This window comes from Bradyrhizobium sp. WBAH42 (genome assembly GCF_024585265.1).
In the GTDB taxonomy this organism is placed as follows: Bacteria; Pseudomonadota; Alphaproteobacteria; order Rhizobiales; family Xanthobacteraceae; genus Bradyrhizobium.
Map to the genome: position 1 here is coordinate 5,842,748 of NZ_CP036533.1, position 25,727 is coordinate 5,868,474.

24 protein-coding genes are annotated in these 25,727 nt (G+C 65.8%); 15 read left to right on the plus strand and 9 right to left on the minus strand.

Translation table 11 applies throughout. The features are described from left to right. Positions 1-187: 187 nt before the first annotated feature. Both DCG74_RS27420 and DCG74_RS27425 read left to right on the plus strand, forming a co-directional pair. On the plus strand, positions 188-2,653 hold the full coding sequence (locus tag DCG74_RS27420) for a PAS domain-containing sensor histidine kinase (protein ID WP_172783291.1): 2,466 nt from the start codon (positions 188-190) through the stop codon (positions 2,651-2,653). Between the two features lie 152 nt (positions 2,654-2,805). Continuing rightward, positions 2,806-4,056 carry an arsenic transporter gene (locus tag DCG74_RS27425; protein ID WP_172783290.1) on the plus strand — a complete coding sequence of 417 codons (1,251 nt, stop codon included), beginning with the start codon at positions 2,806-2,808 and terminating at the stop codon, positions 4,054-4,056. Positions 4,057-4,065: 9 nt separating this feature from the next. On the opposite strand, the gene DCG74_RS27430 is transcribed toward DCG74_RS27425, so the two are convergent. Together DCG74_RS27430 and DCG74_RS27435 are read right to left on the minus strand one after the other, a co-directional pair. Beyond that, a complete protein-coding gene (locus DCG74_RS27430; RefSeq protein WP_172783289.1) occupies positions 4,066-5,430 on the minus strand; it encodes an MFS transporter in 1,365 nt (454 codons plus the stop codon). Positions 5,431-5,572: 142 nt separating this feature from the next. Further along, positions 5,573-6,340 carry a GntR family transcriptional regulator gene (locus DCG74_RS27435; RefSeq protein WP_172783288.1) on the minus strand — a complete coding sequence of 256 codons (768 nt, stop codon included), beginning with the start codon at positions 6,338-6,340 and terminating at the stop codon, positions 5,573-5,575. Positions 6,341-6,516: 176 nt separating this feature from the next. Here DCG74_RS27435 and DCG74_RS27440 point away from each other — a divergent pair, with 176 nt between their 5' ends. The 3 genes from DCG74_RS27440 to DCG74_RS27450 are packed head-to-tail and all read left to right on the plus strand — an operon-like array spanning position 6,517 to position 9,554. After that, positions 6,517-7,716: a mandelate racemase/muconate lactonizing enzyme family protein gene (locus DCG74_RS27440; protein WP_172783287.1), complete on the plus strand. Its 1,200-nt coding sequence runs from the start codon at positions 6,517-6,519 to the stop codon at positions 7,714-7,716. A gap of 12 nt (positions 7,717-7,728) precedes the next feature. Beyond that, positions 7,729-8,496, plus strand: a complete 768-nt coding sequence (locus DCG74_RS27445) for an SDR family oxidoreductase (RefSeq protein WP_172783286.1) — start codon at positions 7,729-7,731, stop codon at positions 8,494-8,496. A gap of 26 nt (positions 8,497-8,522) precedes the next feature. Continuing rightward, positions 8,523-9,554: an L-idonate 5-dehydrogenase gene (locus DCG74_RS27450; RefSeq protein ID WP_172783285.1), complete on the plus strand. Its 1,032-nt coding sequence runs from the start codon at positions 8,523-8,525 to the stop codon at positions 9,552-9,554. Here the strand turns inward: DCG74_RS27450 and DCG74_RS27455 are convergent. Beyond that, positions 9,544-10,428: a DUF3280 domain-containing protein gene (locus DCG74_RS27455; RefSeq protein WP_172783284.1), complete on the minus strand. Its 885-nt coding sequence runs from the start codon at positions 10,426-10,428 to the stop codon at positions 9,544-9,546. The two genes, DCG74_RS27450 and DCG74_RS27455, sit on opposite strands and share 11 nt — an antisense overlap. Positions 10,429-10,614: 186 nt before the next feature. Here DCG74_RS27455 and DCG74_RS27460 point away from each other — a divergent pair, with 186 nt between their 5' ends. Continuing rightward, positions 10,615-11,997: a histidine kinase gene (locus DCG74_RS27460; protein WP_172783283.1), complete on the plus strand. Its 1,383-nt coding sequence runs from the start codon at positions 10,615-10,617 to the stop codon at positions 11,995-11,997. Beyond that, positions 11,994-12,656, plus strand: coding sequence for a response regulator transcription factor (locus DCG74_RS27465; RefSeq protein ID WP_172783282.1), 663 nt, complete (start codon positions 11,994-11,996; stop codon positions 12,654-12,656). The genes DCG74_RS27460 and DCG74_RS27465 overlap by 4 nt, the downstream gene beginning before the upstream one ends. Before the next feature lie 16 nt (positions 12,657-12,672). On the opposite strand, the gene DCG74_RS27470 is transcribed toward DCG74_RS27465, so the two are convergent. Further along, positions 12,673-13,656, minus strand: a complete 984-nt coding sequence (locus DCG74_RS27470; protein WP_172783281.1) for a VOC family protein — start codon at positions 13,654-13,656, stop codon at positions 12,673-12,675. A 147-nt stretch (positions 13,657-13,803) separates the two neighbouring features. Here DCG74_RS27470 and DCG74_RS27475 point away from each other — a divergent pair, with 147 nt between their 5' ends. The 4 genes from DCG74_RS27475 (at position 13,804) to DCG74_RS27490 (ending at position 18,319) form a co-directional block, all read left to right on the plus strand. After that, positions 13,804-14,595: a DNA-binding transcriptional regulator gene (locus DCG74_RS27475; protein WP_172783280.1), complete on the plus strand. Its 792-nt coding sequence runs from the start codon at positions 13,804-13,806 to the stop codon at positions 14,593-14,595. A 72-nt stretch (positions 14,596-14,667) separates the two neighbouring features. Then, complete coding sequence (locus tag DCG74_RS27480) at positions 14,668-16,191, plus strand: bifunctional 3-(3-hydroxy-phenyl)propionate/3-hydroxycinnamic acid hydroxylase (RefSeq protein ID WP_172783279.1); 1,524 nt, start codon at positions 14,668-14,670, stop codon at positions 16,189-16,191. 22 nt (positions 16,192-16,213) lie between these two features. Beyond that, positions 16,214-17,065, plus strand: a complete 852-nt coding sequence (locus DCG74_RS27485) for a fumarylacetoacetate hydrolase family protein (protein ID WP_172783278.1) — start codon at positions 16,214-16,216, stop codon at positions 17,063-17,065. A gap of 42 nt (positions 17,066-17,107) precedes the next feature. Next, positions 17,108-18,319 (plus strand): ABC transporter substrate-binding protein, encoded by a 1,212-nt coding sequence (locus DCG74_RS27490; RefSeq protein ID WP_172783277.1) that lies wholly within the window; start codon positions 17,108-17,110, stop codon positions 18,317-18,319. Positions 18,320-18,355: 36 nt separating this feature from the next. Here DCG74_RS27490 and DCG74_RS27495 read toward each other — a convergent pair whose 3' ends face one another. After that, positions 18,356-19,198, minus strand: a complete 843-nt coding sequence (locus DCG74_RS27495; RefSeq protein ID WP_172783276.1) for a hypothetical protein — start codon at positions 19,196-19,198, stop codon at positions 18,356-18,358. Positions 19,199-19,413: 215 nt separating this feature from the next. Between DCG74_RS27495 and DCG74_RS27500 the strand changes: the two genes are divergently transcribed. Then, entirely contained in the window at positions 19,414-20,298 is an 885-nt protein-coding gene (locus tag DCG74_RS27500) for an IclR family transcriptional regulator (RefSeq protein WP_172783275.1), read from the plus strand. 36 nt (positions 20,299-20,334) lie between these two features. Further along, positions 20,335-21,309 (plus strand): tripartite tricarboxylate transporter substrate binding protein, encoded by a 975-nt coding sequence (locus tag DCG74_RS27505; RefSeq protein ID WP_172783274.1) that lies wholly within the window; start codon positions 20,335-20,337, stop codon positions 21,307-21,309. Positions 21,310-21,366: 57 nt separating this feature from the next. Here the strand turns inward: DCG74_RS27505 and DCG74_RS27510 are convergent, their stop codons facing one another. The 3 genes from DCG74_RS27510 to DCG74_RS27520 all read right to left on the minus strand — a co-directional run bounded on the left by DCG74_RS27510 (position 21,367) and on the right by DCG74_RS27520 (position 22,723). Then, positions 21,367-21,633, minus strand: a complete 267-nt coding sequence (locus tag DCG74_RS27510) for a hypothetical protein (protein ID WP_172783273.1) — start codon at positions 21,631-21,633, stop codon at positions 21,367-21,369. A gap of 209 nt (positions 21,634-21,842) precedes the next feature. After that, on the minus strand, positions 21,843-22,334 hold the full coding sequence (locus DCG74_RS27515; protein ID WP_172783272.1) for an SRPBCC family protein: 492 nt from the start codon (positions 22,332-22,334) through the stop codon (positions 21,843-21,845). A 2-nt stretch (positions 22,335-22,336) separates the two neighbouring features. Beyond that, positions 22,337-22,723 carry a helix-turn-helix transcriptional regulator gene (locus DCG74_RS27520; RefSeq protein ID WP_172783271.1) on the minus strand — a complete coding sequence of 129 codons (387 nt, stop codon included), beginning with the start codon at positions 22,721-22,723 and terminating at the stop codon, positions 22,337-22,339. Positions 22,724-22,998: 275 nt separating this feature from the next. Between DCG74_RS27520 and DCG74_RS27525 the strand changes: the two genes are divergently transcribed. Further along, complete coding sequence (locus tag DCG74_RS27525) at positions 22,999-24,054, plus strand: serine hydrolase (protein ID WP_172783270.1); 1,056 nt, start codon at positions 22,999-23,001, stop codon at positions 24,052-24,054. Between the two features lie 10 nt (positions 24,055-24,064). On the opposite strand, the gene DCG74_RS27530 is transcribed toward DCG74_RS27525, so the two are convergent. Beyond that, positions 24,065-24,769 carry an SDR family oxidoreductase gene (locus tag DCG74_RS27530; protein WP_172783269.1) on the minus strand — a complete coding sequence of 235 codons (705 nt, stop codon included), beginning with the start codon at positions 24,767-24,769 and terminating at the stop codon, positions 24,065-24,067. Positions 24,770-24,884: 115 nt separating this feature from the next. Here DCG74_RS27530 and DCG74_RS27535 point away from each other — a divergent pair, with 115 nt between their 5' ends. Beyond that, positions 24,885-25,727, plus strand: coding sequence for a GNAT family N-acetyltransferase (locus DCG74_RS27535; protein WP_172783268.1), 843 nt, complete (start codon positions 24,885-24,887; stop codon positions 25,725-25,727).

The window sequence follows — 25,727 nt, forward strand, 5'->3', positions numbered from 1 at the left end:
GCCTCGCGACGACGCATCAATCAGCCGATCGTTCCAGTATTCGGAACAAATTGCCAGACCGGACGTTGCCACCGCGTACTTCTCCACGTTCAGGCTCGCGCCACCATTTCCGGGCACCACCTGCCCTCTAAACAATGGCCATCACGCCCCGTCTGTGTGAATATCGGTCCGGCACGCGCGCACCTAGATGACAACGGCCGATGCCTTGAACGATCCCTTGCCCGAAACCATCGCCGCCGAAAGGCTGCGCCAGCACCTCGAAGACGTCGCGCGCGAGCGCGACAACGCTTATCGCGCGCTGCAGGAGCGCGAGGCCGAGCTGGCGCGCATCCAGCGCATCGGCAAGGTCGGCGGCGTCGAGGTCGATTTCCGCGAAGGCTTCAAGAACCGTCGCTCGCCCGAATATCTGATGATCCACGGCCTCCCGCCGGAAGCCGCCGAGGAGTCGCACGAGGATTGGGTCAACCGTATCCATCCCGACGACCGCGACGCTACCGTCAAGCATTTCTTCGAAGCTCTCGCCGGAGCGAGCGAAGACTATAGCGCTGAATACCGCATCATCCGCCCCAGCGACGGCGAGACCCGCTGGATCCGGGTGGTCGCCAAGATCGAGCGCGACAAGGACGGCCGCGCCATCCGGCTCGTCGGCGCCCATATCGATATGACCGACCAGGCGCTGGCGCGCGAGACACTTCGCGAAAGCGAGGAGCGCTTCCGGCTGATCGCCGACAGCGCGCCGGTGCCGATCTGGGTCACCAAGCTCGACCGCAAGCGGTCCTTCGCCAACCAGGCCTATGTCGATTTCGTCGGCCTGCCCTACGATCAGGCCATCGATTTTGACTGGCGCAAGGTGCTGCACCCCGACGACCTGCCGCACGTGCTGCAGCAATCCGTCCAGGGTGAAGCGTCCCTCAAGCCCTTCGTGCTGGAAGCGCGTTACAAGAACGCCAGCGGCGAATGGCGCTGGCTGCGCTCGGAATCGCAGCCGCGCTGGGATGCGACCGGCAAGCATATCGGCTTCATCGGCGTCGCCCACGACGTCACCGTCGCCAAGCAGGCCGAGATCGAGCTCAGGCGGCTGAACGAGACGCTCGAAGAGCGCATCGCCGAGCGCACCGCCGAGCTCGAAGCCAACCAGGCGCGGCTGCGCGCGATCCTGGAGACCAGCAATCAGTATCAGGGCCTGGTCAATCTCGAGGGCGAACTGGTCTACGCCAACAAGACCGCGCTCGCCGGCATCAAGGCGAATTCCGCCGACGTGATCGGAAAGCCGTTCTGGGACACGCCCTGGTTCACCGGCACCGACGGTATGAGTGCCGCCGTGCGCGAGGCCTTCGAGACGGTGCTCAAAGGCGAACCCGTGCGGCTGGAGATGCGCCTGCGCCTTCCCGTCGGCGAGCGCGATTTCGACTTCGGCATGCGGCCCGTGCTCGACCGCCACGGCGCCATCACCGGCGCCGTGCCCGAGGCGGTCGACATCACCGAGCGGCGTCGCGGCGAGGAAGCGCTGCGGCAGTCGCAGAAGATGGAGGCGATCGGTCAGCTCACCGGCGGCGTCGCGCACGACTTCAACAATCTCCTCACCATCATCCGCTCGGCGACCGATTTCCTGCGCCGGCGCGAGCTGCCGGAGGAGCGCCGCCGCCGCTACGTCGATGCCATCTCCGAGACGGTCGAGCGCGCCTCCAAGCTGACCGCGCAGCTTCTGGCCTTCGCGCGCCGCCAGCCGCTCAAGCCGCAGATCTTCAACGTCGGCAGTCAGGTCGAGGGCGTGGCGCAGCTGGTCCGGCCGCTGGTCGGCGGTCGCATCGAGATCGCCGTGGAGATTCAGGACGCCGATTGCTTCACGGTGGCCGACATCGCCCAGTTCGAGGCTGCGCTGATCAACCTCGCCATCAACGCCCGTGATGCCATGGACGGTGAAGGCCGCCTCACCATCGCCGTGCGCAAGGTCTCGGGAATCCCGAGCCTGCGCGCACAATCGGCGCGCGGCGGCGACTATGTCGCGATCTCCGTCAGCGACACCGGCAGCGGCATCGCGCCGGAACATCTCGACTCGATCTTCGAGCCGTTCTTCACCACCAAGGAGGTCGGCAAGGGCACCGGCCTCGGCCTCAGCCAGGCCTTCGGCTTCGCGAAGCAGTCCGAGGGTGACATTGCTGTGACGAGCACGCCGGGCAAGGGCGCGACCTTCACCATCTATCTGCCGCGGGCGCAAAGCCCGGCGACGGACAAGGAAGCCGCGGCGCTGAGCCACGAGGCGGCCACGACCGGGCGTGGCTATCGCGTGCTCGTGGTCGAGGACGATGACGAGGTCGGCCGCTTCTCCACCGAGCTCTTGGAGGATCTCGGCTATGCCGTCCGCCGCGCTGCCAATGCGAACGCGGCGCTGGCGATCCTCGGCGAAAACGAATTTGCCGTCGACCTCGTGTTCTCCGACGTCATCATGCCCGGAATGAACGGCGTCGAGCTCGCCGGCATCATCCGCGAGCGCTATCCAGGCCTGCCCGTGGTGCTCACCTCCGGCTACAGCAACGTGCTCGCCGAGAACGCCCACCGCGGTTTCGAGCTGATCCAGAAGCCGTATTCGGTGGAATCGCTCTCGCGCATCCTGCGCAAGGCGATCACGGAGAAGCTATCGGTGGCAAGGTGAGTGTGACATTCGCTAGAAGCTGCCACAAATTCCGTCATTGCGAGCGCAGCGAAGCAATCCAGACTGTTCCTGCGGCAAGACTCTGGGGGAAGACAGCCGTTCTGACATCGGTTATCGATGCCGAATGACTGACCGAACCTCAAGGACTGACCGTGCCGTCTAACGCCATCTGGGCCTGGAGCATCACCGCCGTTGCGACCGCAGGCGTCATCATCCGGCCCCTATCCCTGCCCGAGGCGATCTGGGCCGTGATCGGCGCGAGCGCGCTGGTGCTGCTCGGCTTGCTGCCGTGGCAGGACGCCCTTGTCGGCATCGAGAAAGGTGTCGACGTCTATCTCTTCCTGATCGGCATGATGCTGATCGCCGAACTGGCGCGGCTTGAAGGCCTGTTCGATTATCTCGCCGCGCTTGCGGTGGAATATGCACGTGGCTCGCCGCAGCGGTTGTTCCTGCTGATCTACCTCGTCGGCACGCTGGTGACGGTGCTGCTCTCCAACGATGCCACCGCGATCGTGCTGACGCCGGCCGTCTATGCCGCGACGCGCGCGGCCGGCGCGAAGCCGCTGCCCTATCTGTTCGTCTGCGCCTTCATTGCCAATGCCGCGAGTTTCGTGCTGCCGATCTCCAACCCCGCCAACCTCGTCGTGTTCGGCGCGCACATGCCGCACCTGACGGAATGGCTGCGCCTGTTCGCCCTGCCCTCGGCGGCGTCGATCCTGCTGACCTACATCGTGCTGCGCCTGACCCAGCACCGCGCGCTGAAGGAAGAGACGATCGCGCGCAGCGTGCCGCATCCAAAGCTCGGACGCGGCGGCAAGCTCACCGCAATAGGCATCGTCGCGATCGGCATCGTGCTGGTCACGGCGTCGGCGCTGGACAGGCAATTGGGTCTGCCGACCTTCGTCTGCGGCGTGGCGACGGCCGCCATCGTGCTGCTGATCAACCGGCAATCGCCCTTGCCCGTGCTGCGCGGCGTGTCCTGGAGCGTGCTGCCGCTGGTCGGCGGGCTCTTTGTCATGGTCGAAGCGCTGGTGAAGACCGGCGTGATCGCGCAGCTCAGCGCGCTGCTGCATCAGGCGGTGGCGCAGTCCGTGACGAAGGCCGCCTGGAGTGTCGGTATAGCCACCGCGCTCGCCGACAACATCGCCAACAACCTCCCGGTCGGCCTCGTCGCCGGCTCGGTCGCCGCCAGCGATCATCTGCCCGCGCCGGTGGTCAGCGCCATCCTGATCGGCGTCGATCTCGGCCCCAATCTGTCGGTCACCGGCTCGCTCGCCACGATCCTCTGGCTGGTCGCGCTCCGGCGCGAGAAGATCGAGGTCGGCGCCTGGCCATTCCTCAAGCTCGGCCTGCTGGTGACGCCGCCGGCCCTGATCGCGGCGCTAGCCGCCGCGATCAGATAGCACTCATCTTCAGTCGTTCTCGTAGCCGTAGACTTCCGGCAGGATGAAGATTGCCGCGAGCAATCCGATCAGCGGGAAGATCGCGACCATCAGCGTGGCGTTCGCCTGCCCGATCGCGGCAAACACCGTCGGGAACAGGAAGATCGCCAGGAACGACGGCAGTTTCACGAACATGTAGGCGAAGCCGCTGGCGGTGCCGCGATATTGCGGACGGGCGACCATGGTCGGGATGGTCATGCAATTCGAGGCGTCCCAATAGTGGCCCCACAGCATGCCGGCCGCGGCGAACGGCAGCAGCATCTTGTTGTCGGTGTAGAGCGCGAACGCGGCGACCAGCAGCGATACCAGCACGATGGAGAAGCCCGCGATGGAGATGCCGCGATGGCCGATTTTCGGCGTCAGCAGCGGCCCGACCCATCCCGACAGCGCTGCGAAGGAAAACAGCGCCATTGTCACCAGGTTGATGCCGAGCACGCTCGACACGCCGACCATCACGAACAGCACCGGCAGGTAGAACGCGAAGGTCGAGAACTCGCTGGCCTGCGCGAAGCAGGCGATCCAGCCATACAACGTGGCGCGCCAACGAATCGGATCTTTCTTGAGGTCGGCGAGGAACGCGCGGGTGCTGGTTTTGGGAACCACGACGTCCCGATCCGGCAGCATGTCGAGATTGTCGTTGAACATCTCGCGCGCGACCTGCTTGGCTTCCCGATAGCGGCCCTTCTGCACCAGCCACACCGCCGTCTCCGGCACGTCGTGACGCATGATGAGGATGATCAGCGCCGGCACCGCGCCGAGGCCGAGCGTCACGCGCCACAGCATCTCGTGGTTCATGTCGACCAGAAGGAAGATTACGATGACGCCGATGGTGAGGACCTCACCGACGGCGAACATGAACTGCCAGCGGTTGCCCATGACCTCGCGCTCGCCCTTGGCCATGGATTCCATGATGTAGGTGTAGCCGGTCGAGATGTCCGAGCCGAGCGGAATGCCGAGCAGGAAGCGGATCACGACGAGCCAGCCGACGCTGGGCACGAAGGCTTGCGCCAGCGCCAGCACGATGAACAGCACCATCGTGACCAGGAACATCACGCGGCGGCCGATCTTGTCCGACAGCCAGCCGCCGAGCAGCGCACCGATCAGCGCCCCACCTTGCGTGCCCGCGGCGGCAAGGCCGAGCATCAGCGGATCGGGATTGTACTGCTCCTTGATGAAGATCAGCACGAAGGCGATCGAATAGAGGTCCCAGGCCTCGACCAGGATGGAGGCCATCATCAGCCAGCCGACCTTGTTGCCCTTGGGACTGTAGTTCGTGATGAGGTAGCGGACCGCGGCTTCGCTCGCGGTCGCTTGTGGCATCGCCATCGTTGACATTCTTCTTCCTTTCTTCAGAACTCTCCAAAGCGCGATGAGATCAGGATCTCATCGCGCTTTAGCTTGTTGTGTTGTGCATGATCGCTTCGGAAAACCGCTGCACACTTTGCGCGAGCGCGGCCCTTCGGGTCCGGACCATGCTCTACGCGCCGAGCAGCGGCTCGATGCTGCAATCGAGCAGGCGCGGATCGATCCCGGCCTCCATCCCTGAGAACATCTCGCCCATGTAGTCGATCAACGCATCGCTCGCCTTCACCGCGTCCTCGACGCGGCGGTTGGCGACGGCTGCAAGAATGGCGAGATGATGATCGATCGTGCCTGACAGGTCCGCCTGTCCCGGCATGAAGCGGTGGTGGATGTAGCCGATGCGGCGATACAGCGTGTGCAGCGGCCGAAGCGTGTGCACCAGGAACGGCTCGCCGGCTGCCTCCAGCACCAGCGCGTCGATGCGGCGGTCGAGGCTGTTGAACTCGTCGAGTGTCAAAGTGGCGCGACGTTCGCGCAGCAAACGCTCGATGTGCAAGGCCTGATTGCGGTGGGAAAGACTGGCGCGATCCGCCGCGAGGCGAATGACAAAACGCTCCATGTCGCGTCGCAGGCCGAGCAGCATGCGTTCGCGCGCCAGATCGATCGGCGCGATGTTGAGGCCATGACGGGGCCGGATGATGATGAGGGTGTCGGCGGAGAGACGATTGACGGCGTGATGCACCGGCGTGCGGCCAAAACCGGTGATTTGCTGCAATTCCAGCATGGTCATGAATTGGCCGGGCTTGAGCTCGCAATGAACCAGGAGCTCTTCGATCCTTTGATAGGCCAACTCGAAAAAGTTGAGACGATTGCTGCGGGAGCGCCGGCCTCCGCCGTCATCCTCGTCTTTCACCACTTCGAGCGCGCGCTTGCGCCGTGCCATGTCGTCCTCCCGTCAGCCCGCGCTCTCGTTGCAGGATGGCGCCCTGGTTGTGGCACCCTTAAAACATGTTGTGATATATTACAAGCAGGCGTAAGACGTCGGCACGGCCTGCAACATGTTGCAGCGCAAAATGAGACGTCGGGTGCGAAGCGCCTTTCGATGGGAGGATAGTTGCCGTGAAGATCACGTCGATCGAGACACTGCGCACCGAGGAATTTTCCAACGTCATTTGGGTCCGCGTTCACACCGACACCGGTCTGATCGGTCTCGGCGAAACCTTCTATGGCGCCGGCGCCGTCGAAGCGCAGATCCACGACACCTTTGCCGGCCGCCTGCTCGGCCGCAATCCACTGCACATCGAAGCGATCCATCGCGACATGCTGAACCTGCCGATGGCGCAGTCCTCCACCGGCGTCGAATACCGCGCGGCCTCCGCGATCGACATCGCGCTGTGGGATCTGTTCGGCAAGGTCTGCGGCCAGCCGGTGCACCAGATGCTCGGCGGCCTCTGCCGCGACAAGCAGCGCATCTACAACACCTGCGCCGGCACCCAATATGTGCGCTCGACCAATATCAGCCCGGTGGCCAATTGGAATCTCGGCGCCTCCAAGGGGCCCTATGAAGATCTCGACGGCTTCATGAACCATGCCGATGCGCTGGCCGAAAGCCTGCTCGAAAGCGGCATCTCGGCGATGAAGATCTGGCCGTTCGATCCGGCGGCGCAGGAGAACAAGGGCCTCTACATCACCGCATCGCAGATGAAGCAGGCGATCCAGCCGTTCGAGAAGATCCGCAAAGCCGTCGGCGACAAGATGGAGATCATGGTCGAGCTGCACTCGCTGTGGAATTTGCCGACCGCCAAGCAGATCGCCCGTGCGCTCGAGCCCTACAAGCCGACCTGGTACGAAGACCCGATCCGGATGAACTCGCCGCAGGCGCTGGCCGAATATGCCCGCTCGACCGACGTCTGGGTCTGCGCCAGCGAGACGCTGGGTTCGCGCTTCCCCTACAAGGACATGCTCGACCGCGACGCCATGCATGTGGTGATGGCCGATCTGTGCTGGACCGGCGGTCTCACCGAAGGCCGCAAGATCGCGGCGATGGCCGAGACCTATCACCGGCCCTTCGCACCGCACGATTGCATCGGCCCGATCGGCTTCATCGCCGCCATCCACATGTCCTTCAGCCAGCCCAACACCCTGATCCAGGAATCCGTGCGCGCCTTCTACAAGGGCTGGTACAATGAGCTCGTCACCACGATGCCCACCATCAAGGACGGCTATGTCTTCCCGATGGAAGGTCCCGGCCTGGGCGTCGACCTTCTGCCAGCCGTCTTCGAGCGCACCGATCTCATCGTGCGCCGCTCCAACGCTTGAGGATCTATTGAGATGAGCACCGCCCTTTTCGACCTTTCCGGCCGCACCGCGCTCGTGACCGGCTCCTCCCGCGGCCTCGGCCGCGCCATTGCCGAGGGCATGGCCAAGGCCGGCGCCAAGCTGATCATCAACGGCGTCGATCCCGAGCGTGTCGAGCAGGCCGTCGCCGAGTTTCGCGCCGCCGGCCATCAGGCCGAAGGCGCCGCCTTCAACGTCACCGATGAGGCCGCAATCGTGGCGGCGTTCAACGACTTCGACAAGAAGGGGATCGCCGTCGATATCCTCATCAACAATGCCGGCATCCAGCACCGCAAGCCGCTGGTCGAATTCACTACCGACGAATGGCGCAAGGTGATCGAGACCAACCTCACCAGCGCCTTCGTGATCGGGCGCGAGGCGGCCAAGCGCATGATCCCGCGCAAGCACGGCAAGATCATCAATATCGGCTCGCTCGGCAGCGAGCTCGCGCGCCCCACCATCGCGCCCTACACCGCGGCCAAGGGCGGCATCAAGAATCTCACGCGCTCGATGGCGGTGGAATGGGCCCAGCACGGCATCCAGGCCAATGCGATCGGCCCGGGCTACATGCTGACCGACATGAACGAGGCGCTGGTCAACAACGCCGACTTCAACAACTGGCTGATGGGCCGCATCCCCTCCAAGCGCTGGGGCAAGCCGGATGAGCTGGTGGGCGCCGCGATCTTCCTCGCCTCGGACGCGTCGACCTACGTCAACGGCCAGATCATCTATGTCGATGGCGGCATGATCGCCGCGATGTGACCGCCAAGACAGCGAAGGAGCAAGCCATGCGCGCCGTCGTCATCCACGCCCCGAAGGACCTGCGGATCGACAATTATGCCGATCCGGCCCCCGGCCCTGGCGAGGTCCGCGTCAAGATCGCCAATGGCGGCATCTGCGGCTCCGATCTGCACTACTACCATCACGGCGGTTTCGGCGTCGTGCGGATCCAGCAGCCGATGGCGCTGGGTCACGAGATCGCCGGCGTCGTTGCGGATGTCGGTGACGGCGTCACCAGCGTCAAGCCGGGCACGCGCGTCGCGGTCAACCCGAGCAAGCCGTGCGGGGCGTGCCTGCATTGCCAGGAGGGCCTACGCAACCAGTGCCTCGACATGCGCTTCCTCGGCAGTGCCATGCGCTTTCCCCATGTGCAGGGCGGCTTTCGCGAGTTCATCGCGGTCGACGCGACGCAGGCCGTGCCGATCGGGGACAAGCTGTCGCTGGCGGAAGCCGCGGTCGCCGAACCGCTCGCGGTGTGCCTGCATGCCGGCAAGCAGGCCGGTCCCCTGCTCGGCAAGCGCGTGCTGATTACCGGCTGCGGTCCGATCGGCGCGCTGATGATTTTGGTCTCGCGTTTCGGCGGCGCGTCCGAGATCGTTGTCACGGATGTGGCCGACGCCCCGCTCGCGGTCGCGAAAAAGCTCGGCGCCACGCATGCCATCAACGTCGCGACCAATGCCGCCGCGCTCGATCCCTGGCGCGCCGGCAAGGGCGTGTTCGACACGCTGTTCGAGGCCTCCGGCAACCAGGCCGCGCTCCGCACCGCGCTCGACGTGCTCAGGCCCGGTGCGACGCTGGTGCAGCTCGGCCTCGGCGGCGAGATGACGCTGCCGATCAATTCGATCGTCGCCAAGGAATTGCAGCTCCGCGGCACCTTCCGTTTCGATCCCGAGTTCGAGCTCGCGGTACGCCTGATGGGCGAGGGCCTGATCGACGTCAAGCCGCTGATCACGGCCACCATGCCGTTCGAGAACGCCGTCGCCGCTTTCGAGCTCGCCAGCGACCGCTCGCAGTCGATGAAGGTGCAGCTTACCTTCTAGGTGCGTCGGTGGCCTGCTGGCTGTCGATCAGCCGGTCGCTGATCAGGCGAACCGCACCGCGTTTCCAGGAATAGTCGGCGCCCATGCGCAGGCCGCTGTCGCCCCGCGCCAGCACCGCGCCGGTCCTGGCATCGCGAACCTGGAAGCCGAGCGTGTATTCGGTGCGGCTGACGCGGCGCACCACGCCGATCAGCGATTGGTCCGCACCGAGCTTGCGTGCAATGGAAGCCTCGCAGCCGCCGCAATCCCGCAAAGCGCCGGTTTTCCCCGCCTCTCCGCTAACGTCGACGATCCGGTAACGGCCGGAATGCCCGAGCGCCTCGCGCACACCGCCAGTGACCTCCGCGAGATATGACGCATCTGACGCAGCGGACGCGCCCGCTGAAGCGGCCGTCATGTCCTCGAGCTCGAAATCGAACACGGCAAGCTCGACCGGCGCAGGCGTGCCGAGCGCAGCCATGACCTCGCGAGACACAAAGATCTCGGCGCGCTCCCATGCTTCATCATTGTCGCCGCGGAAGCTGTAGAGCTTGTCCAGCACGAGCGTCTTGGCGCCGACGTTGATCACGGCAACCTTGGCCCATTGCACCAGCGTGCTCGTCTTCTGAATGCCGCCGACCACCTTGAACGCCGCTCCGTCCTGGGCCGAGGACACCAGCCGATAGCGCCCACCCTCGCCGATGTCTCGTCTGAGTGCGGCCATGAACGCCGCCAGCCGCCGCTCGTGGGCGGCGGTCTGGTTGGTCGGCTCGGCCGAGGTGTCGGTGTAGCTGAAATCGTCCATGGCAACCCCGATGGCGGACTGCGCAGCGACGGGCGAGCAGGAGAGGAGGAAGAGGAGACAGGCAGAGAGAACCGGCCGGGAGCGGTGCATGAACGGACCTCGTGGATGGAACGCAAATCTGCGCGGGCCACCTCACGCCCCGCAGCCGTCGCCGTCCCGACCAACGCCGGGAAAATTTCACGACGTTGCACTGCGGCAAGTCGGGAACGCTTCCCGCCGCTGGCGTTCTGCCCTTTAATGAGGCGCGACAAGCCCGTTCGCACCAGGTGCAAGCCGATGTGGAATCGCCCGAGGTTCGATCTCAAGGTCCGTCTGACGCTGCGCGTGGCCGCGATATCGGCCGCCTGCTTCGCCGCGATCTCCACCTATTTCCTTGTCACGGCTGACCGCGCCGCGCATGCGCGCATCGACGGTATCGCCGCCATCGTGGCGAAGACGCTGGAGCTGCAGCAAGGCAAGGTGCAGTGGGCGGCGAGCCCCCGCTCGGACTTTCCGAACCTCGACCCGGTGTCGGCCCATGTCATGACGCCCGGCCTGTGTCTTGGATTCCGTGGGCCGAGCGGCGAGATGCTGCAGCGTTTCTGTAGCGGCGCGCCTGCCCCGGCCAGCCCGCCGCCGCAAGCCTTCGCCGCCTTCTATCGCGGCGTGTTCGACCCCGGCCGCGAGGCGGCGCGGCCCGTGATCGTGCGCGGAACCAAGCTCGGCGAGACCGTGGTTTCGCTCGACCCGGCGGTGCAGACGGCGGACGCCTGGCACGAGGCCGGCCGCCTGATGATCGCGCTTGCGATCGCGCTGCCGCTGCTCTGCGCGCTGGTCTATGCCGCACTGGCCCGCGCGCTGCGCCCCACCCGCATGATCGGCAGCGGCCTCGAACGCATCGCCGCCGGCGACCTCACCGCCCGGCTGCCGCCATTCGACCTCGCCGAGCTCTCCGCCATCCGCGACGTCTTCAACCATCTCGCCGAAAGCCTCGACACCGCGCTCGCCGAGCGGAGCGAACTGACGCGGAAGCTGATCGCGCTCCAGGACGAGGAGCGCCGCCATCTCGCCCGCGAGCTGCATGACGAATTCGGCCAGTCGCTGGCCGCGATCCGCGCGCTGGCCGCATCCGCCCGCCAGACTGCGGCGCAGGACTGTCCCGGCTTGCTCGGCGAATGCGACAGCATTGCCCGCACCGCGACCGGCATGATGGAGACGCTGCGCGGCGCGCTGTTCCGGCTGCGGCCGCCCGATGTCGATGAGCTTGGCCTCATCGCTAGCCTCGAAGGCCTGGTGTCGGGTTGGAACGGCCGCAGCCGCGGCCAGCCCCGCTTCGAGATCCGGTTCGACGGCGCTTTCGAAGGCGTGCCCGCCGCCGTCAGTGCCAACCTGTATCGCATCGTGCAGGAGGCGCTCACCAACGCCACCAAGCATGCCGGCGCAACGAAGGTCAGCCTGCATCTGACCATGGCCGACAGCGAGATCGCGCTCGCGATCGAGGACGATGGCCGGCCGAACGAAGCTGCCGCCAAGTCCGGCATGGGCCTGCTTGGCATGCGCGAGCGCGTCGCTGCGCTTCGCGGCCGGCTCAGCTTTGAGACCGGCCCTCACGGCTCGGCGCTGCGCGTAATCATTCCGCTCGCGGCTGCCGCGTCTGGGGCCCTGGAGCATGCGGCATGAGCGCAGTTGAAGCGACGATCCTGCTGGTCGACGACCATTCCGTCGTCCGCGAGGGCTATCGCTCGGTGCTCCAGAAACAGCCGGGCTTGCGCGTCGTCGCCGAGGCGGCCGACGGTGCGGAAGCCTATCGCCTGTACAAATCCGAGACGCCCGACCTCGTCATCATGGACCTCAGCATGCCCGGCATCGGCGGCATCGAGGCGGTCAGGCGGATCAGGCAGTGGGACAAGACTGCGCGGATTCTCGTTTTCACCATGCACGAGAATGCCGGCTTTGCCGTGCAGGCGATCCGCGCCGGTGCACGGGGTTACGTCACCAAGACCAGTCCGCCCGAGACCTTGGTGCGCGCGGTCAAGGACGTGCTCGCCGGCAAGATCGCCATCAGCCCCGACATCGACCACGAGCTTGCGCTCAGCCGGATCAGCGGCGAGACCTTGGCCGCCGACGTGCTGACGCCGCGCGAGTTCGAGGTGCTGCGGCTGCTGCTCGCCGAGAACACGACCGAGGAGATCGCCGAGACGCTGCATGTCAGCCCGAAGACGGTGGCGAACCTGCATTCGCTGATCAAGGACAAGCTCGGCGTCGGCTCCGACATCGAGCTGGTCCGGCTGGCGCTGCGCCAGGGCATCTTGACCGAGGTCGATCTCGGCGAGGCCTGAGCTACGCCGCGGCGGATCACTCCCGCGCGACCACCGAGTCCAGCCACGCGCAGTTGAGCGGCGGCACGCGCGGATCGGCGACGCGCACGCCGCGGGCAGCGGCGTCGAGCCGCATCTCGCGCATCCGCTTGCGCTGCTCTTCGGGCATATGCAGCCGTTCGTGACCCCACAGGGAGGGCCCATCAAAGGTCTCGTGCGGCTGCCAGGTCTCGGGATCGATGACGCGTCCGCCCCAGCCGTACTCGATGAAGAAGCCGGACGGCGTATTCACATAGAACGAGGTCATGTGGTCATTGGTGTGCCGGCCCAGCGTGTAGGCGATGCGTCCCTCGTCCATTTGCGCGAGGTCGTAGCCCTGCCCGACATCGTCGAGGCAGCCGAGCTCGACCATGAAGTGATGCATCGCCTTTCGCCCCGAGCCGACCATCGCAAAGGAGTGGTGGCGGCCGTTGACGTGGAAGAAATAGAGCCCGTAAGGCTTCAGCCCGAAATCGGAGACGTGAAAGCCGAGCACGTCGCGATAGAACGGCAACAGCGGCTCGACATCCTCCACATTGAGCACGACATGCCCCATGCCGAGCGCCCCGGTGCGGAAGCCCGAGATCGGGCGGCCCGGCCTGAACGGCTCGCTCGCAAGCTCCGGCTTGCAAAAAGCCTCCAGCCGGTTGCCGGCGGGATCGGCAAACGCGATCAGCTCGGCGACATGCCTCTCGTCAGCGAGCGCGCGCGAGCCTCGGACCACCTTGATGCCATGGCTTTCCAGCCGTCCAGCCAACTTGTCCAGTTCGGCCGTCGAAGGAACTTCCCATCCCATCACCGCAAGGCCGGCATCGCTGCCGCCGTCGACGATCAGCCGCTGCTTGCGGTCGTCCATGCGGAAGGCCCGCATCTTGCCGCCGCGATCGACCTGCTGCATGCCGAGCAGCCCGGTCGCCATCTGGCTCCACTGGTCGAGCTGGGACGAACTGATTCCGACATAGCCGAGCGCTGCGATTTCCATCGAATTCCTCCCGAAGGCATCGCGGCCGCCGTATTGCGGCGAGCTTGATACCAGCCGCGCGCGATCCTACGGTGGCGTTCCGCAATCGCCTCGCGTTCGCAACGACAATAAGCGCGCCGCGATATGCCACAAGGGAGGAAGTACGAAGTGTCCAAGGAGCGGACGCGGAACGGCCAGCCTCGGCAGTCTGAGGGCGTCCGCGCCTTCAAGCGCGGGCTCGACGTGCTGCAGGAGGTCAACCGCTCCGGCGGCATCCGCGCCGGCGACGTTGCCCGCGCGCTCGACTTGCCCCGACCCACCGTCTATCGCCTGCTCGAAACCCTGGAGGAGCTCGGCTATATCGCCCGCAGCGCCAGCGACGATCGTTTTCGCGTCACCCGGCGCGCGTTGAGCCTCGGCGACGGCTACGATCCCGGCGTGGTGATCTGCCAGGCAGCGGCGCCTTATCTCGCCGATCTCAGCAAGAAGCTGGTCTGGCCGGTCGATCTCTCGACTTACGAGAACGCGGCCATGGTGGTGCAGGAGACCACGCATTCTCGCAGCCCGCTCTCGATCGACCGCGGCATGATCGGCAAGCGGCTGCCGATGCTGCGCACGTCTGCGGGCCGCGCCTATCTCGCCGCCTGCCCCGCGCGCGAACGTGATCTCATCATCAATCATCTCCGCCGCATCGACGAGGTGGACGACCGCCCCTTCCTCGACCAGGGCCGGCTCGACCGCATGATCGCCGAAACCGCCGCGCGAGGTTACGCCATCCGAAGCGAGGGCGAATACAATCCCAAGACGGCATCGATTGCCGTTGCCATCGTGCGGGACGGCGCCGTATTCGGCTGCATCTCGATCATATGGATCCGCTCGGCGCTGGGGATCGACGAAGCGGTGGCGCAGTTCGCGAACCAACTGCTGGACACGGCGTCGGCCATTCCTGTCGCGGGTTAGAGATCGTCCGCTGGGCGGACACTTGGCACGCCGGCGTTGAAGGGCCGGCCTTGCCTGGGGAAAAGATACCCCATGCAAGATAAATCCACCCCAGAAGAGTTTGACGTCGTGATCGTCGGCCGCGGGCCGGTGGGTGCCACGCTCGCCAACCTGCTCGGCCTGTGCGGCGTGCGGACGCTGGTGCTGGAGCGCGAAGCGCGGACCTATCATCTGCCGCGCGCGGTGCATTTCGACGATGAATGCATGCGCGTGTTCCAGACCATCGCTCTTGGCGACGCGATCCTGCCGCATGTCATTCTCAGTCCCGGCATGCTCTTTCTCGATGCCGCCGGCCGCATGCTGCTGGATTGGTCCCGTCCGCAGACGTTGACGCCGATGGGCTGGCATCTCAGCTACCGCTTCCACCAGCCGGATCTGGAGGACGTGTTGATCGGCGGCCTCGCCCGCTGGCCACACGTCACCTTGCAGAGCCGCTGCGATGTGTTCGCGCTCGATCAGGACGAGCACGGCGTGCGCGTCCGCTACGAAGACCTCTCCAACGGAAGGCTCAGCGAGGTCCGCGCCGGATATGTGATCGGCTGCGACGGCGCCCGCTCCCTGGTGCGCCGCTTCATCGGCTCGGGCATGGACGACCTCGGCTTCCACGAGCGCTGGCTGGTCATCGACGTTCTGCTCAAGCGCACGCGCGACGACCTCGGCGACTACAGCCTCCAGCATTGCGATCCCAGTCGGCCCGCAACTTACGTGCGCGGCACCGGCACGCGGCGGCGGTGGGAGATCACGGTTCTGCCCGACGAGGACTCGCAGGAGGTCGCACAACCCGCGAAGGTCTGGGAGCTGCTGTCGCGCTGGATCACGCCCGACGATGCCGAGATCGAGCGCGCCGCGGTCTACACGTTCCATTCGGTCATCGCGCAGCAATGGCGGAACGGGCGATTGCTGCTCGCGGGCGATTCCGCGCACCAGATACCGCCCTTTCTCGGCCAGGGCATGTGCGCCGGCATTCGTGATGCCGCGAACCTCGCCTGGAAGCTGGCGAGCGTGATCCGCGACGGCGCCGCACCAGATCTGCTCGACACCTATCAGAGCGAACGCCTGCCGCATGTGCGCGAGTTCATCGAGCTCGCCATTCGCCTCGGCGGTGTCATCAACACCAAGGCGATCGAGGCCGGCCTTGCCGCCGGCGAGGCGCGCGAGAACGCGCCGGTCAAGCTGGAAGTGAAGAAGCCCCTGCTCGGCCCCGGACTAGGGTTCGGCGACCTGCCGCTCGCCGGACATCTCGCACCGCAATTCATGCTGAGCGACGGACGCCGCAGCGATGACCGGACCGGCTATCATCATGTGCTGCTCATCGAGACGGCGGCCGCGCTGCCGTCGCGCCTCGCGCTGTCGCAGACCGGGATCGAGATCCTCGCCGGCGACGAGGCCGAAGGTGTCCGAGACTGGCTGCGCGAGCACGGCATCATCGCCGCACTGGTTCGTCCCGACCGGTACATCCGCGGCACCGCCTGCAACGAGGCCGAGCTCGACCGCCTCATCGCCGCCATCGCGCCTTCAATCCAAATTCCTTCAGCCCAAGCGCCCTCCGCGGCCTGACCGAACCTCTCAAGGACCTTTCATGAAGCTGCTCTCATTCAGTGTGGACGGACGCTCCTCCTTCGGCGCCGTCAAGGACAACGGTGTCGTCGATCTCGGCGCGCGGATGGCGGGCTGCACCACGCTGCGGCAGCTGCTCGAAGCCGGTCGCCTCGCCGAGGCGGCAAGACTGGCCGCCTCCACGGCCCCCGATCATGCGCTCGACAAGGTCAGCTTCGCGCCCGTGATCCCTGATCCCGGCAAGATCATCTGCGTCGGCCTCAATTATCGCGATCACGTGGCCGAGACCGGCCGCACCGTCACCGAAAGGCCGGCGCTGTTTGCGCGCTTCGCCTGTAGCCAGGTCGGCCATCTCCAGCCCATCGTGAAACCAGGGGTGAGCGACGACTTCGACTATGAAGGCGAGCTCGCGCTCGTCATCGGCAAGGCGGGCCGTCACATCCCCCTTGGCAGCGCGCTCGATCACATCGCCGGCTATTCCTGCTACAACGAAGGCAGCATCCGCGACTGGCAGCGCCACACCAGCCAGTTCCTCGCCGGCAAGACCTTTGCCGAAAGCGGCAGTTTCGGTCCGTGGCTGGTGACGACGGACGAGATTCCGGATCCGTCAAAGCTCACCTTGCGGACAAGGCTGAACGGCAATGTCGTGCAGAACACGACGACGGATCTCCTGATCACCGCCATCCCCGAGCTGATCGTCTACATCTCCACCATCTGCCCGCTCCTGCCCGGCGACGTCATCGTCACGGGCACGCCGGGCGGTGTCGGCGCCAAGCGCACGCCGCCGCTGTGGATGCGGCCCGGCGACACCGTCGAGGTCGAGATCTCCGGCATCGGCACCTTGCGCAACACGGTGATCGCCGAACCGGCCTGACCGCCAAGACCAATCCATCAACGATAAACTTGAGGAAACGCCATGGGCACGACCCGCACCAGCTCCGCCGCCACGCTCCTGATCACACTTGCGCTCGCGGGCTCCGCCGCGCGGGCCGAGATCAAGGGCGACGCCATCCGCATCGGCGTCCTCACCGACATGAACGGCGTGTTCGCGACCGCCATGGGTCCGGGCTCGGTCGAAGCGGCGCGGATGGCCGCCGAGGAGTTCGGCGGCAAGATCAACGGCAAGCCGATCGAGATCCTACAGGCCGATCACCAGAACAAGCCGGATCTCGCCGCGTCGCTGGCGCGAAAATGGTTCAGCGACGGGGTCCAGGCGATCGCCGATGGCGGTAGCTCCGGCGCGGCGCTGGCGGTGCAGGAGCTGGTGCGCGGCAACGGCAAGATATTTCTCATCTCCGGCGCCGGCGCGAACCAGCTGACCGATGACGCATGCGCCCCAACCAGCGTGCAATGGACCCAGGACGCCTATTCCACGGCGACCGCCGTGGTCTCCGGCATCATGCAGACCAGCAAGGAGCCCTGGTTCTTCATCACCGGCGACTACGCCTTCGGTCATTCGATCGAGGTGACCGCGCGCGAGCGCATCGCCGCACTCGGCGGCAAGGTCGCCGGCAGCGTCAAGGCGCAGCTCGGCACGCCCGATTACAGCTCGTTCCTGCTTCAGGCGCAGTCGTCAGGCGCCAGGATCCTGGCCATCAACGTTGCCGGCGACAACGCGACCGCCATCAAGCAGGCCGAGGAGTTCGGGCTCGCCAGCCAGGGCATGAAGATCGTGCCGATGTCGTTCCAGAACGTCGACATCGAAGCGGTTGGGCTCAAAGCGACGCGCGGTGATCTCATCGTCACCTCCTTCTTCGAGGATGTCTCGCCGGCAGCCCGGAAATTCTCCGATGCGTTCCATGCTCGCCGCAAGGCGATGCCCTCGCAGATCCAGGCCGGCGTCTATTCCGCCGTGCGCCACTATCTGCAAGCCGTGAAGGACACCGATTCCGACGAGGGCGCCGTCGTGATGGCCAAAATGAAGGCGACGCCGGTGTCGGACGCCTACACCACCAACGGCCGCATCCGCGAGGACCAACGCATGGTGCACGATCTCTATCTGGTGCAGGTCAAGACTCCGGAGGAATCCAAAGGCCCGTGGGACTTCGTCAAGCTGGTCGCGACGATCCCGCCCGACCAGGCCTTCCGCCCGCTCGATCGCAGCAAATGCAGCCTGGTCGGCAAGTAAGGCGCTTGGAAAACGCCTCAAACAAGACTTTGACCGTCAGGCGAGATAGCGCGCCAGATAGCCTTCCATCGCGTAGAGCGCGCAGAGCGCGAGGCTCGACCACACCGCCGCGCTGAAATACAGGAACATCCAGGTCAGCTCGCCCTTCCAATGCGCGATGTCGTGGGTCACCACCCAGCGCGTCGCAACGTCGTGCAGGCCTTCGAGCAGGCCCAAGAACCTGCCGCCCTCGGCGTGCCCTGCCCGCCAGCGGCTGAGATACATCGGCACGTCGACGGTGACGAGGAAGGCGAGGAAGCAGGCGATGCCGACGATGCCAGCGATCAGCGCCCAGCGCACCACGCCCTGGAATTCCGGCATCAGGCGGCACAGCGCGATGCCGGCGAGGAAGAAGGTCACCGCCCACAGCGAATTCTCGATCGCGTTGTAGAGATAATTGGTGGTGACCACCGCGTACCAGGAGAAGCACTCGGCGATGATGATCACCGGGACAATCACCCACGCGATGTTCACCGCCGTCTCGGCGCCGGTCATGGTGCCCAGCTGATGCAGGATGATCGCCCATTGCGCGGCGAAGCAGACCTCGGCCACGGTCGCAACCGAACGTCCGACGAAGACGCTGGAGAGCCAGGTGTCGAACAGGCAGATGCGCTGCACGTCGGCGCGCGGCAGCACCGAACGGAAGGCGCAGCCGAACACATAGCCGGCGCACAGCAGGAACATCAGCCCGATGTCCGAGCCGCCACTGATGCTGCCTGCGACCGTCGGGTAGAACTCACGGTACAGCATGAACCAGACGAGGATGTTGGCGCTGCTCACAACCGTGAGGGATCCCCACCACCATGCGAGGGGATTTGACCGCGCCTGCCACTGCAACATGAACCGCTCCGCAAAATTTATCGATCTGACATGTCGTCGTAATAATCCTGTCACAGAACGGCATGCAACCACGACAAAAATCTGTGTGTGCCCTGTCGTTCCAGCGGTGCCCGCAACCGGAAAACAGGCGGACAGGGCGCGTCCACATACCGGACAATTTTGCCGCATAGCGAATTTATTGGACATTCGAAATCTGTCCGTCTGATATTCCGGGGATGGCTCCGACCGGCTCCTCCAAACCGCAGCATCCGCTCTCCTCCGCCGCAGCCGTGCTGGCGGAGAGCGCCGACGACGCCGCTTTCGCCACCACGCTGGCCAAGGGGCTGGTCGTGCTCGAGGCGTTCAAGGCCGGGAGCACGCTGCTGGGCAACATGGAGCTGTCGACGCTGACGGGCATTCCGCGCCCGACCGTGGCGAGGCTGACCCATACGCTGGCCCAGCTTGGCTATCTCCGCTACGACGCCGAGCGGTCGAAGTACCGCGTCGGTGCACGCGCGCTGCGCATGGCGCATCCTCTGCTCGCCGGGATGCAATTCCGCCAACTGGCGCGGCCGATGATGCAGGAGCTGGCGCACAGCGTCCGCGGCACGGTCTCCATCGGCCTGCTCGATGCGACCTCGATGATCTATGTCGAGACCGCTCGCTCCGGCGATGTCGGCCCGCACGTGCCTGATATCGGCATGCCCATTCCCGTCGTGATGACCGCCATGGGCCGCGCTGCGGCGGCGGCCCTGCCGCCGGCCGATGCAGACCGGCTGGAACGGAATCTCGCCGCCGAAGACGCCGGCCTGTGGTCGGCCGTCCGCGACAAATACCGCGCCGGGATCGCGCAATGCAAAAGCCGCGGCTTCTGCACCTGCTGGGGCGAGTACATGGCCTCGATCCATGCCGTCGCCGCGCCGCTGTTTCATGTGAGCGAATCGAAGCAGTCGTTCTCGATCAATTGCGGCATCCCTGCCTTCCGGCTCCAGCCCGGGCAGCTCGAGGGCGAAATCGGTCCGCGCATCGCGGCGCTCGCCGATAGCGTCCGGGCCGTGGTCGGAGCGGCGATGCCCACGGCCGAGACGCGCAAGCAAAACAAGAAGAGCGCCAGGACATGAACAAAAGAGCTGGCGCCCCATCTCCGGGAGGCCATCATGACCATCACACGCCGAGCACTGCTGGGCGCCGTCGCCGCCGGCGTCTCGGCCTCGTCATTTTCCGCCTACGCTGAGGACGTCTGGCCGTCGCGGATGGTGCGGCTGATCTCGCCTTACGGTCCGGGCGGCTCCAACGACATCTCGCTGCGCTTGCTGGCCGAGGAGTTCAGCCGCAGTCTGCGCCAGCAATTCATCGTCGAGAACAAGCCCGGCGCCGGCACACGCATCGCCAACGACATGGTCGCCCATGCGCCTGGCGACGGCTATACGATCCTCTACGTCGCGGCGCCCTACGCCACCGCCGAGGCGCTATTCGGCAAGCTGACCTATGAGCGCGGGGATCTGCAGCCGATCGCGATGGCCGTGATCGCATCGCTGTTCCTCATCATCAGTGCCGATGCGCCGTTCAAGACGCTTCCCGACTTGATCGCCTACGGCAAGTCGAAGCCGGACGGACTGACCTTCGCCTCTCCCGGCGCCGGCTCGCAGCCGCATCTTGCCGGAGAGCTCCTGTTTCGCGATGCCGGCGTCAAGGGTCTCAACATCCCGTTCCGCGGCGATGCCGCCTCCTACACCGAGCTGCTCGCCGGACGCGTCGATGCCACGCTGACCGCGCTGCCGACCGCCCTGCCCTACATCCAGAGCGGCAAGTTCACCGTTCTCGGCGTCGCTTCGGCCGAGCGCAGCGCGCTCTACCCGCAGGCGCCGACGCTGCGCGAGCAGGGCTTTCCCAACGTCGTCGCCGCCGGCTGGTACGGCTTCATGGTGCCGTCCACGACGCCGCGCGCCGTCGTCGACAAGCTCCAGGCCGAGGTTCTGCGCGCACTCGCCGAGCCTGCGATCAAGGACAAGCTGACGGCCCAGGGCCTCGAGGTGCGTGCCGGCACCGCGGCCGAGTTCGGCCAGTTCATCGACGCCGAGACGCAGAAGTGGGCCAGATTGATCCGCGACGCCGGTCTCAAGGGCGAGTAGGAGCTGACGCTGCTTCTCGCACTGGACTGAGGTGGCGAGAGCCCGTTTGGCCGGCGCCTAGCGCCCTTCGGCGTAACGGCCACCGCCGCGGATGAGACCGTCGCGTTCCTCGGCGTGGCGCTGGTATTCGGAGATCGCGCGGTTGGCTATGCGGATTCGATTCGTGTGTCCCTTCTCGACCATCACGGTGATACGCTGCGCCAGGAACACGCAGGCCTCGAATTCGTCGCGAATGGCGCCCGTCCGCACCAGAAAGTCCCAGGCGATCTCGTAGGCCTGCTCCGCCGCGGGATTGCGATAGTCGCTGAAGATGATGTGCGTCATCACTGCCAAACCCTGATGGCAGCGATCGTTCCTATGGCTCGCGCATGCGAGGGAACCGGCAGCGCCGCGCGTGAATGCGGCCCCGGCGAATTGCCGCCGGAGCCGGACCGCATGTTCAAGCCGTTGAAGGCTGAATCCAGAGCGCGTTCAACTAGTCATCCGTCGTTCGGGTTGATGCGATACATCGATGCCCGAACAATCACCTCGTATCACCGCTTCATTCCCGCCACATAAGCCGCCAGCTTGTCGAGCGTCTGGTAGCCGTATTCGACGGCGCCGAAGCCGATCATGCCGTCGCGCTGCTCGGCGCTCGAGGCCAGTTGCCGCATCATCAGCACGGTCTTGCCGTTGCTCTGCTCGGCAAAGGTGACGGTGAAACGGAACATGCCGGGATCGTCGTCCTGGTCGAGGCCATGATCCATCTCCATCAGCGACGGCCGCTCGATGCGGCGGAAGCGCATCCGGTTCGGATAGACCGTGCCGTCGGGCCCGATCATGTTGAAGCGCCAGACGCCGCCGACACGCACGTCGATCTCGAAGGTCTCGACCTTGAATCCCTTCGGGCCGAACCATTGCGGCAGATGCTTCGGGTCGGACCATGCCTCGAACACCAGATCGCGCGGCGCGTCGATCACGCGCGACATCACGATCTCGCGGTCGAGCGACCATTGCGACAGAGCGGGGTTGGCAGAACTCGTCATGATTAGGAACCTTTCCGTTTGGTTGTCTTGGACGACCGCTTGGCGCCCGCCCTTTCCTTCTCTTTCTTGAGCTTCATCACATAGGCCTCGAACCGGTCGAGCCGCGCCTCCCAGACCGCGCGCTGCTGCTGGAACCAATCCTCGGCGCCGACAAGCGCGTCCGCGCTGAGACGGCAGGTGCGCACGCGCCCGGACTTCTCGGACTGAACGAGCCCGCTCGTCTCCAGCACATGGATGTGCTTCATGAAGCTCGGCAACGCCATGTCGAAGGGACCGGCGAGCTCGCCGACCGACGCCTCGCCCGCGCACAGCCGCATCACGATGGCCCGCCGCGTCGGGTCGGCGAGCGCTGCGAAGATCTGGTCGAGATGGGGCGATTGGTTAGCCATGAAGCTAACTATACACCCGGGATCGCGGACGTCAACAATTGTTAGCCTGATGGCTCAGTTTCGTCGATCGATGGGAACCCACAACGCGCAATTGTGAATTGGGACCTCGCCCCCTCCTCGCTAAACCATATCCGGGGGCGCATCAGCATGATCGATCAGAGCACGTGCCGCCATTTGTCATCTCATCCCCGATCACCCGGCGAAGCATTGCCCGCGCCGCATTCATTCCGTTTGCGATGGCGCTTTGCCCGCGCCGCGCCTCCGCGGATTCCGACATGATCGCGCAGATGCGCGACATCGTCGCCGGCGCGCTGGCGCCGACCGCGATGCCGGACCATGCGGGCGGCCTCGCCGCCGCGCTCTATGCCGGACGCCATGTCGAGTTCTTCAGCTACGGGTTCGCCGACGATGCCGCCAGGCGGCCGGTGACACCCGATACGCTGTTCAACCTCGCCTCATTGCGAAAGCCGTTCGAGGCCACGCTCGTGGCGCTCGGAGTGCTGCGCGGCGAGCTGCGGCTCGACGATCATCTGCCGAAATATCTGCCCGAGCTGACCGGCAGCTACATCCGCAACGTCACTGTTGGCGAGTTGGCGACGCACAGGTCGGGGCTGCTGCTCCCGACCGATCATCCGCCATGGCCGAACGAAGAGTTTACGCGCGAGCAGTTCATCGCGATGCTGAACGCCTTCGAGCCGGCGCCCGGCGTCGCACCCGGCCGGCAACGCGTCTACACCCATGCCGGCTACGTGCTGCTTCAGCTCGTGCTCGAGCGCCGCTACGGCATGCCGATCCAAGCGCTGATCGAGCACCGCATTCTCCGCCCCCTCGTCATGCACTCAACTTTCGTCCCCGAGCGCGGCCCGGACAATCGCGCCATCTTGGACGAGGCGGCGATACAGCGCGTGGTCCAGGGCTATTCCGACCAGGGCACGGCAATCGGCCCGATCGGCAACCAGCAGAGCTATTTCGACTTTCCCGGCACCGGGCAGATGTTCTCCTCGGCGCGCGACCTCGCGACGTTCGTCGCCGCCTGCGTCGACGGCCGCGCGATCGATCCGCATTTGCGCGAAGCCCTGCGGCTGACGCAGCGCGAGGCCTTCCATGTCGATGAAAAATTCGGCCAAGGCATGGCCTGGGAGACCGTGCGCCTCCCGGGTGTCACCATCGTCGACAAGCCCGGCGGGCTCAACAACGCCTCCGGCTATATCGGCCTGGTGCCGGCGCGGCGGATCGGCATCGTCCTGCTGGCCAATCGCGGCGAATATCCGCACGAGATCGCCCGCTACAAGATCCTGCCGGAACTGGCGCGGCTGATAGCCTCACATTGAGACGGCCGCCTCAGACCGAGCGCATCAGCCCGCCATCGACGCGGATGTTCTGGCCGGTGATGTAGGCGGCGCCGTCGGAGGCCAGGAACGAGATCGTCGCCGCGATCTCCTCGACCTTGCCGTAGCGCTTCATCGGCACGCTGTCGCGTCGCGCGTCCTGCTGCGGCAGGCTGTCGATCCAGCCCGGCAGCACGTTGTTCATGCGGACATTGTCGGCCGCGTAAGTGTCGGTGAAGATCTTGGTGAAGGCGGCGAGCCCTGCGCGGAACACCGCCGAGGTCGGGAACATCGCGCTGGGCTCGAACGCCCAGGCGGTCGAGATGTTGATGATGGCGCCGCCCTTCTGCGCCTGCATCAGCGGCGTGACCAGCCGGGTCGGACGGATCACGTTCAGGAGATAAGTGTCGAGGCCGGTGTGCCACTGCTCGTCGGTGATCTCGGTGATGGGGGCACGCGGCCCATGCCCGGCGCTGTTGACGAGCACGTCGATCCGCCCCCACTTCGCCATCGCGGCCTCGACGAGGCGCTTCAGGTCGTCGTTCGACTGGTTCGAGCCGGTGACGCCGATGCCGCCGAGCTCGGCCGCCAGCGCCTCGCCCTTGCCCGAGGACGACAGGATCGCAACGCGAAACCCGTCCGCCGCCAGCCGCCGCGCAGCCCCCGCCCCCATGCCGCTGCCGCCGGCGGTAACGAGCGCAACCTTCTCCGCTGCCATGACCGATGATCCCTTCAGTTGAGGCGAGCCGCAGGCTCGGCCTATCATGGGGCCTTCTACAGTCAGACCTGTCGGCAGGTCCATGGCCCAAGGCATCCAACACGAGCGGCTTGAAATGAGTGATCTGCAGATCCGCAATTTGCGGCCCGACGAAATCGCCCTCGCCGTCGACTGGGCCGCGGCGGAGGGCTGGAATCCGGGGCTGGCGGATGCCGCCTGCTTTGCGATCCCCGATCGCCAAGGCTTCTTCGTCGGCGAGATCGACGGCGAGCCGGTCGCGACCGTCTCCTGCGTCAATTACGATGACCGCTTCGCCTTCCTGGGCTTCTATATCGTGCGCGAGCGCTTTCGCGGCGCCGGCCATGGCCTGCGCATCTGGAACGCAGCGATCGCGCATGCGGGCGCGCGCGTGATCGGCCTCGACGGCGTGGTGGCGCAGCAGGAGAATTACAAGAAGTCGGGATTCCAGCTCGCCTACGCCAACATCCGCTATGGCGGCACTGTTGCGGGATCCGCGAAGCCGCCGGCCGATGTCGTTGCGCTCGACAAGGTCCCGTTTGCGCTGGTGGACGCCGATGACGCGACCGTCTTCCCCGCCGCGCGCAGCGCCTTCCTGCGCGCCTGGATCAACACACGAGGTCACGTCGGCCGCGCGTTGCTGCGCGAGGGCAGGCTCGCCGCATGGGGCGTGATCCGTCCCTGCCGGACGGGCTACAAGATCGGCCCGCTCGTCGCCGACGACCGCACAGCCGCGGATCAAGTCGTGCAGGCCCTGCTCGGAAGCGCGGGCCCGGGCGAGGTCTTCCTCGACGTCCCCGCCATCAATTCCGCCGCAATCGCGCTCGCCGAGGAGCTCGGCCTGAAGCCGGTGTTCGAGACGGCGCGGATGTACACCGGGCCGATCCCGCCGCTGCGGCTCGACCGCGTCTTCGGCGTGACCAGCTTCGAGCTGGGTTAA

What these genes read in the sequence shown, in the direction of transcription:
- DCG74_RS27420 (WP_172783291.1), top strand. Translation starts at nt 188, where the DNA reads ATGACAACGGCCGATGCCTTGAACGATCCCTTGCCCGAAACCATCGCC.
- DCG74_RS27430 (WP_172783289.1), bottom strand. Translation starts at nt 5,430, where the DNA reads ATGTCAACGATGGCGATGCCACAAGCGACCGCGAGCGAAGCCGCGGTC.
- DCG74_RS27435 (WP_172783288.1), bottom strand. Translation starts at nt 6,340, where the DNA reads ATGGCACGGCGCAAGCGCGCGCTCGAAGTGGTGAAAGACGAGGATGAC.
- DCG74_RS27445 (WP_172783286.1), top strand. Translation starts at nt 7,729, where the DNA reads ATGAGCACCGCCCTTTTCGACCTTTCCGGCCGCACCGCGCTCGTGACC.
- DCG74_RS27450 (WP_172783285.1), top strand. Translation starts at nt 8,523, where the DNA reads ATGCGCGCCGTCGTCATCCACGCCCCGAAGGACCTGCGGATCGACAAT.
- DCG74_RS27455 (WP_172783284.1), bottom strand. Translation starts at nt 10,428, where the DNA reads ATGCACCGCTCCCGGCCGGTTCTCTCTGCCTGTCTCCTCTTCCTCCTC.
- DCG74_RS27460 (WP_172783283.1), top strand. Translation starts at nt 10,615, where the DNA reads ATGTGGAATCGCCCGAGGTTCGATCTCAAGGTCCGTCTGACGCTGCGC.
- DCG74_RS27465 (WP_172783282.1), top strand. Translation starts at nt 11,994, where the DNA reads ATGAGCGCAGTTGAAGCGACGATCCTGCTGGTCGACGACCATTCCGTC.
- DCG74_RS27470 (WP_172783281.1), bottom strand. Translation starts at nt 13,656, where the DNA reads ATGGAAATCGCAGCGCTCGGCTATGTCGGAATCAGTTCGTCCCAGCTC.
- DCG74_RS27480 (WP_172783279.1), top strand. Translation starts at nt 14,668, where the DNA reads ATGCAAGATAAATCCACCCCAGAAGAGTTTGACGTCGTGATCGTCGGC.
- DCG74_RS27485 (WP_172783278.1), top strand. Translation starts at nt 16,214, where the DNA reads ATGAAGCTGCTCTCATTCAGTGTGGACGGACGCTCCTCCTTCGGCGCC.
- DCG74_RS27490 (WP_172783277.1), top strand. Translation starts at nt 17,108, where the DNA reads ATGGGCACGACCCGCACCAGCTCCGCCGCCACGCTCCTGATCACACTT.
- DCG74_RS27495 (WP_172783276.1), bottom strand. Translation starts at nt 19,198, where the DNA reads ATGTTGCAGTGGCAGGCGCGGTCAAATCCCCTCGCATGGTGGTGGGGA.
- DCG74_RS27500 (WP_172783275.1), top strand. Translation starts at nt 19,414, where the DNA reads ATGGCTCCGACCGGCTCCTCCAAACCGCAGCATCCGCTCTCCTCCGCC.
- DCG74_RS27505 (WP_172783274.1), top strand. Translation starts at nt 20,335, where the DNA reads ATGACCATCACACGCCGAGCACTGCTGGGCGCCGTCGCCGCCGGCGTC.
- DCG74_RS27510 (WP_172783273.1), bottom strand. Translation starts at nt 21,633, where the DNA reads ATGACGCACATCATCTTCAGCGACTATCGCAATCCCGCGGCGGAGCAG.
- DCG74_RS27515 (WP_172783272.1), bottom strand. Translation starts at nt 22,334, where the DNA reads ATGACGAGTTCTGCCAACCCCGCTCTGTCGCAATGGTCGCTCGACCGC.
- DCG74_RS27520 (WP_172783271.1), bottom strand. Translation starts at nt 22,723, where the DNA reads ATGGCTAACCAATCGCCCCATCTCGACCAGATCTTCGCAGCGCTCGCC.
- DCG74_RS27525 (WP_172783270.1), top strand. Translation starts at nt 22,999, where the DNA reads ATGATCGCGCAGATGCGCGACATCGTCGCCGGCGCGCTGGCGCCGACC.
- DCG74_RS27530 (WP_172783269.1), bottom strand. Translation starts at nt 24,769, where the DNA reads ATGGCAGCGGAGAAGGTTGCGCTCGTTACCGCCGGCGGCAGCGGCATG.
- DCG74_RS27535 (WP_172783268.1), top strand. Translation starts at nt 24,885, where the DNA reads ATGAGTGATCTGCAGATCCGCAATTTGCGGCCCGACGAAATCGCCCTC.